The following is a 1,164-nucleotide window of genomic DNA, read 5'->3' as shown; positions in this document are numbered from 1 at the left end:
CGCGCGCAAGCGGGCGGAGAGGCGCGCCGAGCGGATCGGGGGCGGTGCGCGGGAGTTGGAGCAGCGCCTCACCGACCTGCTGCGCGGTGGTCTCGCGGCGGCCGAGCAGGCGGGGTACGGGCTGTGGGAGGAGACGGCGGCCCGCATGGTCGACGCGCAGGCGCCCGGCCTCGCGGGCCGGGTGCGGGAACTGGGCGCCGTCCCGGCGTCCGGTCCGGGCTGGCCGGTGCGGCTCCTGGAGGAGTGCGCGCTGCTGCACCTGCTGGACTCGGCGTGGCTGGGCCGCGACCGGCTGCCGCCCGCGCTCGCGGCCACGGTCCGTACGCGGGTGGGGCTGCCGGCCTCCCCGGAGGGCCCGCCGGTCCGCGACCGCTGGCTGGTCCTCGCCCAGTACGACACCCCCGAGGGAAAGATCGTCACCCGCCGCATCTGGCTGTACGGCGAGGAGTCGGGGCGCACGGCGCTGCTGCTGTCCTTCGGGGCGGCCGGCCGCTCCCCCGCCCAGGCCCTGCCCGTGGGCGTCACCCTCGACGCCGGGCTGACGACCCATCCGGGGTCCGGGCAGCTCCGCGCCGAGCTGGGCGAGCGCTTCGGCGTGCCCGAGCCCGCCGTCACGCCTCCGCCGGGTGTCACCGTCACCGAGGCGATCGCCGCGTACGGGCGGGCCCTGGCCACCGACCCGTGGGCGGAGTCCTGGCCGGTGACCCTGCGCGATGTCATACCGGTGCCGTCCCCGGACGGCTGGCAACTGGTGGACGCGGAGGGCCGGGAGGCCCTGCCCGTGGCCGCTGCCGCCCTGAACCGCCCGTCGCTCTGGAAGCTCGTCGCGGTCTCGGGCGGGGCCCCGCTCACGGTCTTCGGCGAGTGCGGCCACCGGGGCTTCGACCCGCTGGCGGCGTGGGCCGCGGGCGGGACAGGCACGCCCGTCGAGACCGTCACGCTCATCTGACCCCGTAGTCCGGCTCCCGAGGAGGGGCGATGTCCCGTACGACCGCACCAGCCGCCATCCCGACACCGGCCGCACCGGCGGCCTCCGCACCGTGGGAGGAGCTGGTCACCTCGGCCCTGCTCGGCACGGACCGCCGGCCGCCCGAGGGCGCGTCCGCCACCGGCCCGGACGGCGCGGCCGCCGCGCTGCTGGACGCCGCCGCGCTGCACACCGTG

General features: G+C 78.4%; 1 protein-coding gene and 1 pseudogene. Both read left to right on the top strand.

Annotated features, from left to right (window positions below; genetic code table 11):
- On the top strand, window positions 1-949 hold a 949-nt coding region (locus tag G3I41_RS23240), incomplete at its 5' end, for an SWIM zinc finger family protein (protein WP_164402325.1).
- 29 nt (window positions 950-978) lie between these two features.
- A pseudogene (locus tag G3I41_RS23235) lies at window positions 979-1,164 on the top strand (hypothetical protein); the annotation flags it as partial.

The sequence above is a fragment of the Streptomyces sp. SID9727 genome, from assembly GCF_010550605.1.
GTDB lineage: Bacteria > Actinomycetota > Actinomycetes > Streptomycetales > Streptomycetaceae > Streptomyces.
This window is presented reverse-complemented; position numbering and strand designations above follow the sequence as displayed.